This window comes from Azospirillum sp. HJ39, assembly GCF_041507355.1.
GTDB classification, from domain to species: Bacteria; Pseudomonadota; Alphaproteobacteria; order Azospirillales; family Azospirillaceae; genus Azospirillum; species Azospirillum thiophilum.
The window spans coordinates 2,281,478-2,298,385 of sequence record NZ_CP167911.1; the positions used below are offsets into that span (position 1 = coordinate 2,281,478).

The 16,908-nt window shown below is 69.8% G+C and carries 15 protein-coding genes; all 15 read left to right on the forward strand.

Annotated features, from left to right (window positions below; genetic code table 11):
- Positions 1 to 327: 327 nt before the first annotated feature.
- Genes ABMY26_RS24125 through ABMY26_RS24195 form a run of 15 tightly spaced genes read left to right on the forward strand, consistent with a single transcriptional unit; the run spans position 328 to position 16,842 of the window.
- Positions 328 to 774 (forward strand): division/cell wall cluster transcriptional repressor MraZ, encoded by a 447-nt coding sequence (locus tag ABMY26_RS24125; protein WP_372397156.1) that lies wholly within the window; start codon positions 328 to 330, stop codon positions 772 to 774.
- A complete protein-coding gene (gene rsmH / locus ABMY26_RS24130) occupies positions 771 to 1,760 on the forward strand; it encodes a 16S rRNA (cytosine(1402)-N(4))-methyltransferase RsmH (RefSeq protein WP_045580688.1) in 990 nt (329 codons plus the stop codon). Before ABMY26_RS24125 ends, rsmH begins: the two co-directional genes overlap by 4 nt.
- A complete protein-coding gene (locus ABMY26_RS24135) occupies positions 1,757 to 2,557 on the forward strand; it encodes a hypothetical protein (RefSeq protein WP_372397157.1) in 801 nt (266 codons plus the stop codon). Before rsmH ends, ABMY26_RS24135 begins: the two co-directional genes overlap by 4 nt.
- A complete protein-coding gene (locus ABMY26_RS24140; RefSeq protein WP_372397158.1) occupies positions 2,554 to 4,419 on the forward strand; it encodes a peptidoglycan D,D-transpeptidase FtsI family protein in 1,866 nt (621 codons plus the stop codon). The genes ABMY26_RS24135 and ABMY26_RS24140 overlap by 4 nt, the downstream gene beginning before the upstream one ends.
- Positions 4,385 to 5,875, forward strand: a complete 1,491-nt coding sequence (locus ABMY26_RS24145; RefSeq protein ID WP_372397159.1) for a UDP-N-acetylmuramoyl-L-alanyl-D-glutamate--2,6-diaminopimelate ligase — start codon at positions 4,385 to 4,387, stop codon at positions 5,873 to 5,875. Before ABMY26_RS24140 ends, ABMY26_RS24145 begins: the two co-directional genes overlap by 35 nt.
- Positions 5,872 to 7,422, forward strand: coding sequence for a UDP-N-acetylmuramoylalanyl-D-glutamyl-2,6-diaminopimelate--D-alanyl-D-alanine ligase (locus tag ABMY26_RS24150; protein ID WP_372397160.1), 1,551 nt, complete (start codon positions 5,872 to 5,874; stop codon positions 7,420 to 7,422). The genes ABMY26_RS24145 and ABMY26_RS24150 overlap by 4 nt, the downstream gene beginning before the upstream one ends.
- A 9-nt stretch (positions 7,423 to 7,431) precedes the next feature.
- Entirely contained in the window at positions 7,432 to 8,517 is a 1,086-nt protein-coding gene (mraY, locus tag ABMY26_RS24155; protein WP_045580691.1) for a phospho-N-acetylmuramoyl-pentapeptide-transferase, read from the forward strand.
- An 11-nt stretch (positions 8,518 to 8,528) separates the two neighbouring features.
- A complete protein-coding gene (murD, locus tag ABMY26_RS24160; RefSeq protein WP_372397161.1) occupies positions 8,529 to 9,950 on the forward strand; it encodes a UDP-N-acetylmuramoyl-L-alanine--D-glutamate ligase in 1,422 nt (473 codons plus the stop codon).
- The gene (locus ABMY26_RS24165; protein ID WP_045580693.1) at positions 9,947 to 11,068 is read left to right on the forward strand and encodes an FtsW/RodA/SpoVE family cell cycle protein; all 1,122 of its coding nucleotides are present in this window, start codon (positions 9,947 to 9,949) and stop codon (positions 11,066 to 11,068) included. The genes murD and ABMY26_RS24165 overlap by 4 nt, the downstream gene beginning before the upstream one ends.
- On the forward strand, positions 11,065 to 12,318 hold the full coding sequence (murG, locus tag ABMY26_RS24170; RefSeq protein ID WP_372397162.1) for an undecaprenyldiphospho-muramoylpentapeptide beta-N-acetylglucosaminyltransferase: 1,254 nt from the start codon (positions 11,065 to 11,067) through the stop codon (positions 12,316 to 12,318). The genes ABMY26_RS24165 and murG overlap by 4 nt, the downstream gene beginning before the upstream one ends.
- Positions 12,315 to 12,566: a hypothetical protein gene (locus ABMY26_RS24175; RefSeq protein ID WP_372397163.1), complete on the forward strand. Its 252-nt coding sequence runs from the start codon at positions 12,315 to 12,317 to the stop codon at positions 12,564 to 12,566. The genes murG and ABMY26_RS24175 overlap by 4 nt, the downstream gene beginning before the upstream one ends.
- Positions 12,567 to 12,573: 7 nt before the next feature.
- Entirely contained in the window at positions 12,574 to 13,992 is a 1,419-nt protein-coding gene (murC, locus tag ABMY26_RS24180) for a UDP-N-acetylmuramate--L-alanine ligase (RefSeq protein WP_372397164.1), read from the forward strand.
- The gene (murB, locus tag ABMY26_RS24185; protein WP_372397165.1) at positions 13,989 to 14,951 is read left to right on the forward strand and encodes a UDP-N-acetylmuramate dehydrogenase; all 963 of its coding nucleotides are present in this window, start codon (positions 13,989 to 13,991) and stop codon (positions 14,949 to 14,951) included. Before murC ends, murB begins: the two co-directional genes overlap by 4 nt.
- On the forward strand, positions 14,948 to 15,895 hold the full coding sequence (locus tag ABMY26_RS24190; RefSeq protein WP_045580698.1) for a D-alanine--D-alanine ligase: 948 nt from the start codon (positions 14,948 to 14,950) through the stop codon (positions 15,893 to 15,895). The genes murB and ABMY26_RS24190 overlap by 4 nt, the downstream gene beginning before the upstream one ends.
- A complete protein-coding gene (locus tag ABMY26_RS24195; RefSeq protein WP_372397166.1) occupies positions 15,880 to 16,842 on the forward strand; it encodes a cell division protein FtsQ/DivIB in 963 nt (320 codons plus the stop codon). The genes ABMY26_RS24190 and ABMY26_RS24195 overlap by 16 nt, the downstream gene beginning before the upstream one ends.
- Positions 16,843 to 16,908 lie beyond the last annotated feature (66 nt).

Here is a 16,908-nt window from a genome sequence, read left to right on the forward strand (position 1 = left end):
TCCAGCACAATACTGCGAAGATACTGAGAATTCGTACACCAACTTGCCCGGATGCCACAGCGTCACCCAAAAGTCTTGACACCCCCGTCTGAATACTCGGGGGAGCGTTGACGCCCATGCCGTCCCATGCTATCCCAAGAATGCCCATTTAAGGGGGGCTCTTGCCCATTTTGGTTAACACCTGGGGCGGGAGCCGAATGGGCCAAGCGGAGCTGGCGCGGGGCACCCGACCGCGCATGGCGGGGTCGGGGGATAACAGGGGGGACCACCGGGCCGATGGCCGTTTTCCTGTCCACATACGTCAATAAGGTTGACAGGAAAGGGCGTGTGTCCATCCCGGCACAGTTCCGGCAGTCGCTTGCCAAAAGCTCGGCGGCCAACACCGTCTATCTCTGGCCCTCGCTGAACCACCAGGCGCTGGAAGGCGCCGACCAGGACTATCTCGACGTCCTCTCCGAAAGCCTCGAATCCCCCGACCTCGATGCCGACGAGCGCGATATGATCGAGACCTTCATCTTCGGCAAGCTGATCCCCGTCTCCCTCGACGCCGAAGGCCGCATCGTCCTGCCCAGGGAACTGGCGGAGTTCGCCGGCATCGGCGAGGAGGCAGCCTTCATCGGCCGCCGCAAGACCTTCCAGATTTGGGAGCCCAACGCGTTGAAGGCCCACGAAGCCGCGCTGCGCGAGCAGGTCGTGCGCAAGGACATCTCGCTCAGCCAGATCGTGGCCAAGGCGTCGCGCGGCGCCGCCAGCCGGAGCGGGGAGGGCGCATGACAGCCGCCCCCGTCCATATCCCGGTGATGCTGGCCGAGGTGATCGCCGCGCTCGCCCCGCGCGACGGCGGCATCTATGTCGACGGCACCTTCGGTGCCGGCGGCTACAGCCGCGCCCTTCTCGAATCGGCCTCCTGCCGCGTCATCGGCATCGACCGCGACCCCGCGGCGATCGAGCGCGGCCGCGCCCTGGCCCAGGCATTTCCGGGCCGGCTGGAGGTGATCGAGGGCCGGTTCGGCGACATGGACCGGCTGGTCGCGGACCGGCTGCTGGCGGAGCATGGCGTCGCCAAGGTCGACGGCGTGGCGCTCGATGTCGGCGTCTCCTCCCCCCAGATCGACGAGCCGGAACGCGGCTTCTCCTTCCGCTTCGACGGTCCGCTCGACATGCGGATGGGACGGGATGGGCCGACCGCCGCCGACGTGGTCAACACCGCCGGCGAGGCCGAACTGGCCGACATCGTCTATCATCTGGGCGAGGAGCGGATGGCGCGGCGCGTCGCCCGGGCCATCGTCGCCGCCCGCCGCGACTCGCCGATCGAGCGCACGGCACGGCTGGCCGACATCGTCCGCTCGGTGGTGCCGAAGGGGAAGGGCGACGCGATCGACCCGGCCACCCGGACCTTCCAGGCCCTGCGCATCCATGTGAACGACGAGTTGGGCGAACTGCGGCGCGGCCTGTCCGCTGCCGAGTCGCTGCTGGCCCCCGGCGGGCGCCTGGCCGTCGTCTCCTTCCATTCGCTGGAGGACCGCGAGGTCAAGGCATTCCTGCGGGACCGCTCCTCGCCGCCCGCCTCCCCGTCCCGTCATACGCCCGTGACCGCGGTCGCGGCGCACCACTCATCCTTCCGCCTGCTCTCCCGGAAACCCGTGGACCCGAGCGACGCCGAAGCCCGCAACAACCCTCGCGCCCGGTCCGCCCGGCTGCGCGCGGCTGAACGTACCGAGGCGGCCGCGTTTCCGGCGCCCGGCAAGGAGGCAGCATGAAAGGCAAGACCTGGCTCTTCTGGGGAGGCCTGATCGCCGTCGCCGGCGGCGTGCTGTTCCAGACCAGCTACGACGTCCAGGATCTCGAGGAGAAGCTCGCCGGGCTGAACCGCAAGATCATCCAGGAACAGGAGTCCATCCAGGTCCTGAAGGCCGAGTGGAGCTATCTGAACGACCCGACCAAGCTGGAGCAGATGGCGCACGCCTATCTGGCGATGCAGCCGACCGAACCGCGCCAGTTCATGGCGATGGACGCGATCCCGATGCGGCCGGGCGATGCCGTCGTGCAGCCGCCCGCCGCCCTGCCCGGCGCGGCACCGCTGCCGCCGATGGTCCGCGCGCCTGGCAGCGGCGCGCCGCAGGTCGCCGTCGCCCGCGCACCCGCAGCCCTACCGGCCGCGGTTTCCGGCATCGTCCCGGTCAGCGCGCCGGCCGGCCTGCCGCGGCCGTTGCCGATGGACAAGGCGCTGGAACGCGCGCCGGTGGTGGTCCCCGCCGCCCTGCCCTCCTCCGGCGGCATTGCCGAACCGAGCCCCGTCAACCGGATCAAGCCGTCGGCGCTGGTGCCCGGCAACGCCCGCGCACCGGTCGAGAAGGCCCCGGAGAAGCCCGCCGCCGCCGGCAAGCTGGCGCCCGGCGCCCCGACCGCGCCCCGGCCGACCGAGCTGGCCGCGCGGCCGATGCCGCCGGCACCGGCCGCAGTCAAGACCGCCGCCGCCCAGCCGCAGCAGCCCTACCAGCCGAAGCCGACGGACAGCCTGGGCCTGCTGGTCGCCCGTCTGGGTGCCAACCGATGACCGGCTACGACCAGGGCGGCCAACCCGGCGGCGGGGTGCCGCACAGCCCCGGCAGCACCTATGTCCCGCCCCCGGCGCCGACGCCGAACCATCAGGCGCAGCATTCGGCATCCAAACCGCGGACATCGCTGGCCGTCGCGCTTGACCAGAGCCGCTACCGCCTGCTGGTGACGGCCGCCGTGGTCACCACCGTGTTCACCGCGATCAGCGTCAAGCTGGCGATGGCCACCCTGTTCGGCGGCGGCGGCGAGCCGCGCCAGCACGTCGCGCTCGAGGTGGACAACACCACCACGAACCGGGCCGACATCCTCGACCGCAACGGCAACCTGCTGGCGACCTCGCTGGTCACCCAATCGCTCTATGCCGACCCCAAGCTGGTGTCGCGCCCGGAAGAGGCCGCGCAGAAGCTGGCCGGCGTCCTGCCGGAACTGGATTACAAGGATCTGGTCGCCAAGCTGTCCGGCGACCGCCGCTTCGTCTGGCTGAAGCGCAACCTGACGCCGAAGCAGCAGGCCGCCGTCCACCGCCTGGGCATCCCCGGCGTCGCCTTCGAGCGCGAGGAGCGCCGCTTCTACCCGGCCGGTCCGCTGACCTCGCATGTGGTGGGATTCACCGGCATCGACAACAACGGCCTCGCCGGAATGGAGCAGGGCTTCAACAAGCGCCTGACCGAGAACCCCGGCACGCCGCTGCAATTGTCCATCGATCTCCGGTTGCAGCATGTCCTGAAGAAGGAACTGGCCGCCACGGTGCAGGAGTTCAGCGCCATCGGCGCCGCCGGCATCGTCTTCGACGTGCGCAACGGCGAAGTGCTGTCGATGGTCTCGCTGCCCGATTTCGATCCGCAGGATCCGACCGGCCTCGATCCCGACACGCTGTTCAACCGGGCGACGCTCGGCGTGTACGAGATGGGCTCCACCTTCAAGATCTTCAACTCGGCATTGGCGTTCGATACCGGCAAGATCCGCGCGTCGGATCTGTTCGACGCAGCGCATCCCGTGAAGATCGGCCGCTTCACCATCAACGACTATCACAGCCTGCACCGTGCCCTGACGGTGGCGGAGGTGTTCCAGCACTCCTCCAACCTCGGGTCGGTCCGCATGGTCCAGCAGGTGGGCATCGCGGCGCAGAAGGCCTTCATGACCAAGATGGGCTTCACCAAGCCCACCGGGCTGGAGTTGCCCGAAAGCGGCTGGCCGCTGGTGCCCAACCCGTGGCGCGAGGTCAACAGCTACACGATCTCCTTCGGCCACGGCATCTCGGTCAGCCCGATGCACACGGTGGCCGCAGCCGCCTCCGTCATCAATGGCGGCTTCTTCCACAAGCCGACGCTGCTGAAGCGCCAGCCCGACGCCGAGATTCCGACCGAACAGGTGGTGTCGCGCCAGACCTCCGACATGATGCGGCGCATGTTCCGCTTCGTCGTCGCCGACGGCACCGGCAAATCAGCCGAAGTGAAGGGCTATGTCGTCGGTGGCAAGACCGGCACCGCCGACAAGCAGAAGGGGCGCCACTACCAGAAGAACTCGCGCATGTCGTCCTTCCTGGGCGCCTTTCCAATGCAGGATCCGCGCTACGTCGTCTATGTGCTGGTCGACGAACCGAAGGCGACGGCCAAGACTTACGGCTACGCAACCGGCGGCTGGGTCGCCGCGCCGGCGGTCGGCCGCATCGTCAAGCAGATCGGCCCGTTGCTGAACGTGCCGACGGTGGACGAGAACGCGCCGGAGATCCTGAACTCCACCTACCTGAACGCCGCCGGCTCCACCAACTGGCAGCAGGCGCTGCCTCCCGTCACCGCCCCACCCCCGCCGAAGGGAAGCACCGTTGCGTCTTTCCCAACTCAGACCAAGCCCCGCTGATACCGGTCCGGCCGGCAGCGATCCCGACATCGCCGGGCTGACCGCCGACAGCCGCGCGGTCAGGCCCGGCTTTGTCTTTGCCGCCCTGCCGGGCGTGAAGACCGACGGGCGCGCCTTCATCGCCGACGCGCTGGCCAGGGGTGCCGTGGCGGTGCTGGCGCCCGAGGGCACGGTGCTGCCCGCCGACTCGGCTGCCACCAATTCCACTGCCGTCCTGCTGACCGATCCGCAGCCCCGCCTCGCCTTCGCCCGCATGGCCGCCGCCTTCCAAGGCGGGCGCCAGCCGAAGACCGTGGTGGCGGTGACCGGAACCAACGGCAAGACCTCCACCGTCCAGTTCGCCGCCCAGATCTGGACGCGCATGGGGGTGGCCGCCGGCAGCATGGGCACGCTGGGGCTCCTCGGCCCTGGCCTGAAGGGCTATGGCGGGATGACCACGCCCGACCCGGTGTCGCTGCACCGCGACCTCGCGGCGGCCAAGGAGGCTGGCATCGACCATCTGGCGATGGAGGCGTCGAGCCACGGGCTGGAGCAGTTCCGGCTCGACGGCGTGGCGGTCAGGGCGGCCGGCTTCACCAACCTGACGCTGGACCATCTGGACTATCACGGGACGATGGACGCCTATCGCGACGCGAAGGCGATGCTCTTCCAGCGTATACTACCGCCAGGATGCACCGCGGTCCTGAACGCGGACAGTGACGACTTCCACTTTTTTGCCGCAATTTGTAACGAACGTGGCCACCACGTCCTGTCCTATGGTCTCGCCGGCACCGGGCTGCGGGTGACGGGGGTGGAGGCATTGGCCCATGGCCAGCGGCTTTCCCTGTCCGTCCTCGGTCGCGAGGTGACGGTGGACCTGCCGCTGGCTGGGCGCTTCCAGGCCTGGAACGTGCTCTGCGCGCTGGGATTGGTCATCGGCTCCGGCGGCGACGTCGAGCAGGCCCTGGCCGCCCTTCCCACGCTGGAAGGCGTGCCGGGCCGGCTTCAGCATGTCGCGACCCACCCCAACGGGGCAGCGGTCTATGTCGATTTCGCCCACACGCCGGACGCGCTGGAAACGGTGCTGCTGGCACTGCGGTCGCACGCCTCGCGCCATCTGGTGACGGTGTTCGGCTGCGGCGGCGACCGCGACCGGACCAAGCGGCCGGTGATGGGAGCGCTGGCCGCCCGGCTGGCCGACCGCGCCATCGTCACCGACGACAACCCGCGCACCGAGAACCCCGCCTTCGTGCGGAGCGAGGTGCTGGCGGGGGCCGCCGGCGAACTGGCGGGCCGGCTGGAGGAGATCGGCGACCGGGCCGAGGCGATCCGCACCGCGGTGCGGCAGCTCCAGCCCGGCGACGTCCTGGTCATCGCCGGAAAGGGGCACGAGCAGGGACAAACGATCGGCACCGAGGTGCGTCCGTTCGACGACGCGGACGAGGCCCGGAAAGCCGTAGCGGAGGTTGGAGCATGAGCGACCACAGGCCGGTCACGCAGACTGCGGACAAGACGATCCTCCGGACCGCGGCGGGCGAAACGGCCCTCTGGACCGCAGCGGACGCGGCGGACGCCACCGGCGGGCGGACGTCCGGCCCGTCCGCCTGGGCCGCCACCGGTGTCACCATCGACAGCCGCAAGGTCGCGCCTGGCGACCTGTTCGTCGCCATCCGCGGCCCGAACTTCGACGGGCATGCCTTCGTCGGCGCGGCGCTCGCCGCCGGGGCCGCCGCGGCGATGGTCGACCATGTGCCGGACGGGCTGCCGGCCGACGCGCCGCTGCTGCTGGTGCCGGCCGACACGCTCCAGTCGATGGCCGCCCTGGGCGCCGCCGCGCGGGCACACTGCGGGGCGCGGTTCGTCGGCGTCACCGGCTCGGTCGGCAAGACCGGCACCAAGGAGACGCTGCGCCACGTCCTGTCGGCGCAAGGCCCGACCTATGCCACCGAAGGCAGCCTGAACAACCATTGGGGCGTGCCGCTGTCGCTGGCCCGCCTGCCGGCATCGAGCGCCTATGGCGTGTTCGAGCTTGGGATGAACCATGCCGGCGAACTCGGCCCGCTGTCCAGACAGGTCAGGCCGGACGTCGCCATCGTCACCACGGTCGAGGCCGCGCATCTGGAGTTCTTCTCGGGCGTCGAGGCCATCGCCGACGCCAAGGCCGAGATCTTCGAGGGGATGGGCCCCAACGGCGTCGCCGTGCTGAACCGCGACAACGGGCAGTTCGCCCGTCTGGCCGCGGCTGCCGCAAGCCATGGCCTGTCCCATATCTGGGGCTTCGGCAGCGACGACCGGGCCGACGCCCGCCTGCTCGACTGCTCGCTGCACGCGACTTGCAGCGCTGTGACCGCGGTCGTCCGCGGCGAGCGGCTGCAATATTGCCTATCGCTTCCCGGCAGACACTGGGTGATGAACAGCCTCGCCGTCCTGCTGGCGGTCAAGGCGCTGGGCGCCGACGTCGCCGCTGCCGCCCGGTCGCTGTCCAGCCTGCAGCCGGTCAAGGGCCGCGGGACCCGCAAGCGCATCCAGGCGCCCCAGGGCGCCTTCACCCTGATCGACGAAAGCTACAACGCCAGCCCGGCGGCGATGGCCGCGACGCTGGAGGTGCTGGGCAAGATCGATCCCGGCGCCGGCGGACGCCGCATCGCCGTGCTGGGCGACATGCGCGAACTCGGCGACCGGGCCGACGCCCTGCATGCCGCCCTGGCCGAACCGCTGCGCGCCGCCCAGGTCGATGCGGTCTATGCCTGCGGCCAGCACATGCGGGCGCTGTTCGACCGCCTGCCCGAGACGATGCGCGGTGCCTGGAGCGAGTCCAGCGTCGATTTGGCCCCCATCGTGACCGCATCGGTGAAGGGCGGCGACGTGGTGATGGTCAAGGGGTCGCTTGGCAGTCGCACAGGTCTGGTCGTCGATGCGCTCGCGGCACTCGACAGAGGCCGCGAAAGCGAGGACAAAGCCGCCTCCCGAATCACCAACCAGCCGCAGGCGGCCGCGCACTCCGCGCATGCACCGCGAGGCTGACGGACCCAAATGCTCTACAATCTCCTCTTCGGTCTGGCCGACGTCTTCACGCCGTTCAACCTGTTCCGGTACCTGACCTTCCGGACCGGCGGCGCCGTGATCACGTCGCTGGTCATCAGCTTCGTGTTCTTTCCGCGCCTGATCGCCTGGCTCAAGCACAAGCAGGGCGAGGGACAGCCCATCCGCGCCGACGGCCCGGAGTCCCACTTCAAGAAGAAGGGCACGCCCACCATGGGCGGCCTGATGATCCTGATCGCCATGACGGTCAGCACCCTGCTGTGGGCCGACCTGACCAACGCCTACATCTGGATCGTGCTGCTGGTCACCATCGGCTACGGCCTGATCGGCTTCGGCGACGATTATCTCAAGCTGACCAAGCGCAACACCAAGGGACTGTCCGGCCGCTTCCGCCTGGGCTGGGAGATCGCCATCGGTCTGGTCGCCTCGGCGCTGATCATGTGGGTGTCGGCACCGCCGCTGTCGGGCGGCGTGGCGGTTCCCTTCGTCAAGGATTTCCTGATCCAGCTGTCCTGGTTCTTCGTCCCCTTCGGCGCCTTCATCATGGTCGGCGCGTCGAACTCGGTGAACCTGACCGATGGGCTGGACGGGCTCGCCATCGTGCCGACGATGATCGCCGCCGGCTGCTTCGGCCTGATCTCCTACCTGTCGGGCAACGCGATCTTCGCCAACTACCTGCAAATCCACCATGTGCCGGGATCGGGCGAGCTGACGATCTTCTGCGGCGCGCTGGTCGGCGCCGGGCTGGGCTTCCTGTGGTACAACGCCCCGCCGGCCATGGTCTTCATGGGCGACACCGGGTCGCTGTCGCTGGGCGGCGCGCTGGGCGCCGTCAGCGTGGTGACCAAGCACGAAATCGTGCTCGCCATCATCGGCGGCCTGTTCGTGCTGGAGACGGTGTCGGTCATCGTGCAGGTCGCCTCCTTCAAGCTGACCGGCAAGCGGGTCTTCCGCATGGCGCCGCTGCACCATCATTTCGAGAAGAAGGGCTGGGCCGAACCGACGGTGGTGATCCGCTTCTGGATCATCGCGTCGATCCTGGCGCTGGTCGGCCTGTCCACGCTGAAGCTGCGCTGAGGGGGCCGACGATGATCGACCTGTTCTATATGCAGGAGCTGCCGGTGGCGGTGATGGGGCTGGGCAAGTCCGGCCTTGCCACCGCCCGGGCGCTGCGCGACAGCGGGGCCGAGGTGCGGGTGTGGGACGACAACCCGGCCTCGCGCGCCGCGGCGGAAGCCGAGGGCTTCGCCGTCGCCGATCTCGCCACCGCCGACCTGTCGGACCTGACCACCATCGTCTGGTCGCCCGGCATTCCCCACACCCACCCCAAGCCGCACCCGGTGGCCGAGCGCGCCCGCGCGCTGGGGATCGAGCTGGTCTGCGACATCGAGCTGCTGGGCCGGGCCGAGCGCGACTGCGCCTTCATCGGCATCACCGGCACCAACGGCAAATCGACCACCACGACGCTGATCGGCCACATCATGGCCGCGGCCGGCCGCCGGATCGCGGTGGGCGGCAACCTGGGCACGCCGGTGCTGAGCTTCGATCCGCTGGGATCGGGCGGGACCTGCATCCTGGAAATGTCGAGCTACCAGCTGGAGCTGACCCACTCCATCACATTCGACATCGCCGTCCTGCTGAACATCACCCCCGACCATCTCGCCCGGCATGGCGGGATGGATGGCTACGTCGCCGCCAAAAGGTTGATCTTCCACCGCCAGACCCGGCCGCGCACCGCGGTGATCGGCGTGGACGACGAGCATTGCCGGGCGATTCACGCCGATCTCGTCGCGGCCGGCGACCAGCGCATCTGGCCGGTCTCGGCGCAAGGGCCGGTGGCGGGCGGCGTCTATGCCGCCGAGGGCTGGCTGGTCGACGACACCGACGGCGCGGCCGTGCGCGTGGTGGAGCTGTCGACGCTGCCGACCCTGCTGGGCGCCCACAACTGGCAGAATGCCGCCGCGGCCTTCGCCGCCTGCAAGGCGGCCGGCCTGCCGGCACCGGCCATCGTCGCGGCGATGGCGAGTTTCCCCGGCCTCGCCCACCGGCAGCAGCTGGTCGGCAGCCTGGAGGGCGTGCGCTTCGTCAACGACAGCAAGGCGACCAATGCCGACGCGACCAAAAAGGCGCTCGCCACCTTCGACCCGATCTACTGGATCCTCGGCGGACAGGCCAAGGACACCGGGCTGAACGGTCTCGAGGGCTACGGGAGCCGCGTCCGCCACGCCTTCCTGATCGGCGAGGCGCAGGATCAATTCGCCGCATGGCTCGACGCGCAGGGCATTGCCTATACACGGTGCGGCACGCTGGACGTCGCCACCGCGAAGGCGGCCGGCATGGCGCTGGCGGAGCGGCTGGAGGGCGCCTGCGTGCTGTTGTCCCCAGCTTGCGCGTCGTGGGACCAGTTTGCCAATTTCGAGAAGCGCGGCGAAGCCTTCTCGGCCTATGTCGCGGGCATCATCGGCGCGCACGCGAACAGCGACGTCGGGACCAGCGGGGGCAGTGCATGATCACCTTCGACCGCACCGACCAATCGATCTTCGGCCGCTGGTGGTGGACGGTCGACCGCTGGCAGCTGGGCGCCGTCGCCCTGCTGATGTTCCTCGGCACGGTGCTGATCACCGCGGCCAGCCCGCCGGTGGCCGAACGCATCGGCATCCAGGACACCTTCTATTTCGTCGAACGCCACCTGATGATGCTGATCCCCGCGATCATCATCATGATCGGCGTCTCGCTGCTCAGCCCGCGCGGCGTGCGGCGGGTGGCGCTGGGCGTGTTCCTGCTGTCGGTCCTGCTGGTCTACGCCACGCTGGTGGTCGGCGTCGAGATCAAGGGCGCCCGGCGCTGGATCCATGTGCCCGGCCTGTCGATCCAGCCGTCCGAGTTCGTCAAGCCGGCCTTCGCGGTGGTGGCGGCGTGGCTGTTCTCGCTGTCGCGCACCAATCCGGGCTTCCCGGGCGCGCTGGTGTCGATCGTGCTCTACGGCGTCACCATGGCCGGCCTGATCCTGCAGCCCGACCTTGGCATGACCTTCGTCGTCTCCGCGGTGTGGTTCACCCAGTTCTTCCTGGCCGGGCTGAACCTCGTCCTGGTGATGGGGCTCGGCGGGCTGGGCGTGGTCGGGCTGATCGGAGCCTATTACACGCTGCCGCACGTCACCAGCCGCATCGACCGTTTCCTCGACCCCCATGCCGGCGACAACTATCAGGTCAACCGCTCGCTGGAGGCCTTCGCCAACGGCGGGCTGATGGGCACCGGTCCCGGCCAGGGCACGGTGAAGTTCTACCTGCCCGACAGCCATGCCGATTTCATCTTCGCGGTCGCCGGGGAAGAGCTGGGCCTGATCTTCTGCCTTGGGTTGGTGGTGCTGTTCGCCTTCGTCGTGTTGCGCGGGTTCGCACGGGTCTTCAACGACAACAATTACTTCGTCCTGCTGGCGGCCGCCGGCCTGCTGATCCAGTTCGGGCTTCAGGCGGCGATCAACATGGGATCCTCCTTGCATCTCATGCCGACGAAGGGCATGACCCTGCCTTTCATTTCCTACGGCGGCTCCTCGCTGCTGGCACTCGGCTTCGGTATGGGCATGGTTCTGGCTTTGACACGCAAGCGCTTCGGCCCGCTGGAATGAGGAGGCCGACGGACTTGGATCCCACCGCGCACAAGGTGATCGTGCTGGCCGCGGGCGGCACCGGCGGGCACATGTTCCCGGCCGAGGCGCTGGCCCGCGAGCTGCTGGCCCGCGGCCGTGCCGTGACGTTGGTCACCGACAAGCGCGGCCAAGCCTTCGGCGACACCCTGCCGGAGGTGCCGGTGCACCGCATCCGCGCGGCCTCCCCCGGGGCCGGCCTGATCGGCAAGCTGAAGGCCGCGCTGCAGATGGGGCTCGGCCTGCTGGAGGCGCGTTCGCTGATGCGCCAGCTCGACCCCGCCGCCGTGGTCGGCTTCGGCGGCTACCCGTCCGTGCCCACCGTCTATGCCGCGATCCAGTCGCGCGTGCCGGCCCTGCTGCACGAACAGAACGCCGTGCTTGGCCGCGCCAACCGGATGCTGATCGCCGGTGCCCGGCGGCTGGCCGTCGCCTTCCCCGGCATCGAGAAGCTGGGCGAGGAGCAGCGCGCCAAGATCGTCCGCACCGGCAACCCGGTGCGTCCGGCGGTGTCCGCCCGCCGCCTCGCCGCCTATGCGGCACCCGAAGCGAACGGCCCGGTCCGGCTGCTGGTGATGGGCGGCAGCCAGGGCGCGCGCGTCTTCTCCGAGATCGTCCCGGCCGCCCTCGCCCTGCTGCCGGAGGAGTTGCGCGCCCGCATCCATCTGGCGCAGCAGTGCCGGCCGGAAGACCTGGAGGCCGCCCGCGACGCGCTGGAGCCGCTGGGCCTCGCGCGGCTGGAGTTGCAGACCTTCTTCCGCGACGTGCCGGACCGGCTTGCCACCTGCCACCTCGCCATCACCCGCGCCGGCGCCTCGACCATCGCCGAGTTGACCTGCATCGGCCGCCCGGCGATCCTGGTGCCCTACCCCTTCGCCACCGACGACCATCAGGCCGCCAACGCCCGCCATCTGGCGGAGGCCGGCGCCGCCTGGCCGATCCCGCAGCCTGCCTTCACCGCGCAGGCCCTGGCCGACCGGCTGGCCGGGCTGCTGGCCGATCCGCAGGCTCTGGCCGACGCCGCCCGCGCCGCCCACGGCTGGGGCACCGCCGACGCCGCCACCGCGCTGGCCGACGCCGTCCTGGCGATGCTGGGAGCCGGCGGCAGCGCCGCCAACAGCACGGGTGTTCATGGCGCCGGCGTGAGCCGGGCCGATCACGACCAGACCCACGACCAATCCCACGCCCGGCCGTCCGCCGCCGGGTCCAGCGCCAAGGGGGCCGCAGAATGATCAAGACCATGCGGAATCTCACCCGGCGGACACCGCGTCCCCTGCAGGACTGGCCGGCGGACATGACGCGGACCGAGGGCGGCTGGTACAACCGTCCGGGCTGTCCGCTGGTTCCGCGCTTCCTTGCCGAAAGCGGCTTCCTGCGCGACCGCCTGTCGATGATCCACGGATCGCAACCCCTTCCCCCCGACCTCTCCGACGGGGCGGTCGACGCCACCCTTCGCCTGATGCTTCGCCGCGGAAAGTAAGCCTGACATGCGCGCCCTCCCCCTCTCGATCGGCACCATCCACTTCGTCGGCATCGGCGGCATCGGCATGAGCGGCATCGCCGAGGTGCTGCGGAACCTGGGCTATACCGTCCAGGGCTCCGACCTCGCCGAGAACGCCAACGTCAAGCGCCTGCGCGAGCTGGGCATCAAGGTGTTCGTCGGCCACCGCGGCGAGAACATCGCCGGGGCCGCCGTGGTCGTCGTCTCCTCCGCCGTCAAGCGCGACAACCCGGAGGTGGTGGCCGCCCGCGCAGCATTGGTGCCGGTGGTCCGCCGCGCCGAGATGCTGGGCGAGCTGATGCGGCTGAAATGGGCGATCGCCATCGGCGGCACCCACGGGAAGACCACGACGACCTCGATGGTCGGCCACATGCTGGAGCACGCGAACCTCGACCCGACCGTCATCAACGGCGGCATCATCAACGCCTACGGCTCCAACACCCGGCTCGGCACCGGCGACTGGATGGTGGTCGAGGCGGACGAGAGCGACGGCACCTTCGTCAAGCTGCCGGCCTGCATCGCCGTCGTCACCAACATGGATCCGGAGCATCTGGACTTCTACGGCACCTTCGACAACGCCCGGGCCGCCTTCGACAGCTTCGTCCAGAACATTCCCTTCTACGGCTTCGCCGCGCTCTGCATCGACCACCCCGAAGTGCAGGCGATGATCCCGCGCGTGTCCGACCGCCGCATCGTCACCTACGGCTTCTCGCCGCAGGCCGACATCCGGGCGGTCAACGTCGAGCTGGGGCCCGACGGCGCCAAGTACGACGTGCTGATCTACGACCGCCACACCGGCGAGAGCCGCGCCATCGCCGGCGTGCGCCTGCCGATGTACGGGCCGCACAACGTCCAGAACTCCCTCGCCTGCTTCGCCGTCGGCAACGAGATGGGGCTGCCCGACGTGGTGATGCGCGACAGCATGGCCAAGTTCCAGGGCGTGAAGCGCCGCTTCACCAAGACCGGCGAGACCAACGGCATCACCGTGATCGACGATTACGGCCACCATCCGGTGGAGATCGCCGCCGTGCTGAAGGCCGCCCGCACCGCCGGCACCGGCCGCACCATCGCGGTGGTCCAGCCGCACCGCTACTCGCGCCTCGCCGCCCTGTTCGAGGAATTCTGCACCTGCTTCAACGACGCCGATGCCGTGATCGTCGCCGACGTCTATGCCGCAGGTGAGGCACCGATCGAGGGCGTCAGCCGCGACAGCCTGGTCGAGGGCCTGCGCATGCACGGCCACCGCCATGTCGTGGCCCTCCACACCCCGCAGGAGCTGGCCCAGGTGGTGCGCGAGATGGCCAAGACCGGCGACTTCGTCGTCTGCCTGGGCGCCGGCAACATCACCCAATGGGCCAATGCCCTGCCGGGCGAGTTGTCCGCCCTCTATGGCGCGGCGCGATGAAGGCGGCCCCGCGCATGAACGCCCCAGACGGCCATCTGATCGGACGGATGCCCGCGGTGCGCGGCCGGCTGACCGCCGACGCCCCGCTGGCGTCGGTGACATGGTTCCGCGTCGGCGGCCCGGCCGAGGTGATGTTCCGCCCGGCCGACGCCGACGATCTGGCTGGGTTCCTGGCCGCTCTGCCGGCCGAGGTGCCGGTGACGGTGATCGGCGTCGCCTCCAACCTGCTGGTGCGGGACGGCGGCGTGCCGGGCGTCACCATCCGGCTCGGCCGCGGCTTCACCGATATCGTGGCGGATGGGACCGGGGACGGCATGACGCTGACGGCGGGAGCCGCGGCGCTCGACCTCAACGTCGCCATGGTCGCCCGCGACGCCGGGATCGGAGGGCTGGAGTTCCTGTCGGGCATCCCCGGCACCGTCGGCGGCGCGCTGCGCATGAACGGAGGCGCCTATGGCCGCGAGCTGGCCGACGTGCTGGTCTCCGCCACTGCGGTGGCGCGCGACGGCCGGCGGCTGGAGTTCAGCCATGCCGGCATGGGCTTCACCTACCGCCACAGCGGCGCCCCGGAGGATTGCATCTTCACCGGCGCCATCCTGCGCGGCGAACCCGGCAACCCGCTGGAGATCGCGCGACGCATGGCGGAGATATCCTCCAAGCGCGCCGACAGCCAGCCGGTCCGCTCGCGCACCGGCGGTTCGACCTTCAAGAATCCCGACGGACACAAAGCCTGGGAACTGATCGACAAGGCCGGTTGCCGCGGCCTGTCCATCGGCGACGCCCAGGTGTCGGAAATGCACTGCAACTTCCTGATCAACAACGGCACTGCCACCGCCGCCCAGCTGGAAGCGCTGGGCGAGGAGGTCCGCCGCCGCGTGTTCGAGACCAGCGGCGTCACGCTGGAATGGGAAATCAAGCGCATCGGCGTCCTGGCCGCCGAAGAAAGCACCGCCCAATGACCGAAGCCCTGCTGCACGCCCACAAGAAGCATGTCGCCGTCCTGATGGGCGGCTGGTCGGCCGAGCGCGAGGTGTCGCTGGTCAGCGGGGCCGGCGTCGCCAAGGCCCTGGAAGAGGAAGGCTACCGCGTCACCGCCATCGACGTGCAGCGCGACCTAGGCGGGCTGATGCAGGCGCTGACCCACCCGCGCCCCGACGTGGTGTTCAACGCCCTGCACGGGCGCGGCGGCGAGGACGGGACGATCCAGGGCATCCTGGAGTTCCTGGGCTTGCCCTACACCCATTCCGGCGTCCAGGCATCGGCCATCGCCATGGACAAGGCGATGACCAAGCGGGTGCTGGAGACGGCCGGCGTGCGCTCCCCCAAAGGCATGGTTCTGTCCCGTGGGGAGATCACCGGCGGTACCCACCCCATGCCGGCGCCCTATATCGTCAAGCCTGTGGACGAAGGCTCGACCGTTGGCGTAACCCTGGTCCGCGAAGGGCAGAACAGCCCGGTCGGCGATGCGTGGACCTTCGGGGAACGCGCGCTGGTCGAAGAGTTCATTCCTGGTCGTGAGCTGACCGTGGGTGTCATGGGTGACCGCGCACTGGCGGTGACCGAGATCGCCTTCCAGGCACAGGTCTACGACTATACCGCGAAATACAGTGCCGGCCATGCCGTCCACACCATCCCCGCCGCGATCCCCGAGGTCGTTGCGGAGGAGGCGAAACGGCTGGCGGTGCTGGCGCACCACACCCTGGGCTGCCGGGGCGTGTCGCGCAGCGACTTCCGCTGGGACGACAGCCGGCCGGGAACCGACGGTCTGTATTTCCTGGAGATCAACAACCAGCCGGGGATGACGCCCCTGTCGCTGGTGCCCGAACAGGCCGCGCATGTGGGGATCACCTACGGCGCGCTGGTCGGCTGGCTGGTGGAGAATGCCGCATGTCAGCTCGCCTGATGGCCAACCCGGACTTCCGCGCCGCCGCCGCCGGCGCGCGGGCCCGGGACGAGATGCCGACCCCGCCGCGCGCCATGGCCGCGTCGGCGGAGAAAGGCAAGCGGCGACGCGCCTGGCCGCGCTGGACCCGCTCGGCCGTCAAGACGGCGCTGGTCCTGACGCCGGTGCTGGCGCTGACCGCTGCGGCCGGATCGACCTGGAAGCGCGGCAACCTGGTCGACACGCTGGATGCGGTGCGGGACAGCGTCATCCAGACCACCGGCGACATGGGCTTCCGCCTGTCGGAAATCCTGGTGGTCGGCCGCAGCGAAACCGAGCGCGACGCCGTGCTCGACGCGCTGGGCGTGCGCCGGGGCGAACCGATCCTGTCGATCGACCTCGCCGAGGCCAAGCAGCGGCTGGAGGAACTGCCCTGGGTGTCGTCGGCCTCCATCGAGCGGCGGCTGCCCGGCTTCCTCTACATCCGCCTGTCGGAACGCCAGCCGATGGCGATCTGGCAGCACGAGCGGCAGTTCACCGTCATCGACCGCGCCGGCCGGCCGCTGGCCGATGCGGCGGAGCTGGCGCGCCGCGGCAACCAGCGCATCGAAACCCTGCCCCAGGTGATCGGCGCCAACGCGCCGCAGCAGGTCCACACCCTGCTGTCGGCGCTGGACAACGCCCCCACCATCGCCCCGCTGCTGTCGTCGGCCAGCTGGATCAGCGACCGCCGCTGGAACCTGCAGCTGAGCAACGGCGTGACGGTGAAGCTGCCGGAAGGCACGACCGAAATGCGCCGGGCCCTGCGCCAGCTGGAGCAGATGCACACGGCCAGCCATGTGCTCGACCGCGACATCGTCGCCATCGACCTGCGCCAGCCCGACCGCGCGGCGATCCAGACCTCGGCCACCGCCCAGCTTCCGGGCTGGGAAGACGACACCAAGAAGAAGAACGGCAAGAAATCGTGAGCCGGCCGGCGGCGGGTGCTTGTGGGGAAGTACCGATTGCCGTGTGAAGACAGGAGTGAGGAAAGA